Annotated in this window: 1 protein-coding gene; it reads left to right on the top strand. The window is 66.6% G+C overall.

The features are described from left to right. Positions 1-1,024, top strand: a 1,024-nt coding sequence (locus AC1DX6_RS30520; protein ID WP_477320297.1) for an Ig-like domain-containing protein, incomplete at both ends; no start/stop codon positions are given.

Below are 1,024 nucleotides of genomic sequence, written 5' to 3' on the forward strand. Positions count from 1 at the left end.
CCTTCACCACCGCGCTCGGCAATACGCTGAACGTGACCGGCTACAATCCCGCAACCGGCACCGTCAGCTACTCCTACACGCTGCTCGACAATGAGGCCCATGCCACCGGCCTAGCCACCAACAGCCTGTTCGAGAACCTTGCCGTCTCGCTCACCGACCAGGACGGCCAGAACGCCACGGGCACCCTGTCCGTCAACATCGTCGACGACGTKCCGACGGCAGTCGCCGACATCGACAGCATCGGGGCCGGCCTGTTCGGCCCGGCCACCGGCAATGTGCTGACCGGCGGAACCGATGCCCTCGACGGCAACACGACCGACGGGGTTGCCGACACCAAGGGCGCCGACGGCGCTGCCGTGGTCGGCGTCGCCGCCGGCAACACCAATGCCGACGTCGACAATGCAGCCACGCTCGGCGTGCAGATCCAGGGCCTCTACGGCAAGCTGACGCTGGCCGCCGACGGCACCTACACCTATACCCGCGATGCCGGCTCGGCCGGTGGCCATGACGACGTCTTCACCTACACCATCAAGGACGGCGACGGCGACACCTCGCACACCACGCTGACCATCTCGATCGGCAACTCACCGCCGGTGATCACCGACCTGACGCCGGCCGCCAACGGCGGCGACGTCACCGTCAACGAGGATGACCTCCTGGCCAGCCGCGGCGTTGGCGAATCGGCCGGCTCCGACACCTCGAAGGAAAGCACCACCCAGGGCGGCACCTTCACCATCTCCTCGCCCGACGGCATCGCCTCGCTGACCATCGACGGCCACGCCTTCATCACCAACGGCGTATTCACCGCCAGCTCCTTCACCACCGCGCTCGGCAATACGCTGAACGTGACCGGCTACAATCCCGCAACCGGCACCGTCAGCTACTCCTACACGCTGCTCGACAATGAGGCCCATGCCACCGGCCTAGCCACCAACAGCCTGTTCGAGAACCTTGCCGTCTCGCTCACCGACCAGGACGGCCAGAACGCCACGGGCACCCTGTCCGTCAACATCGTCGACGACGT

Source organism: Mesorhizobium sp. P2_C4 (assembly GCF_056404575.1).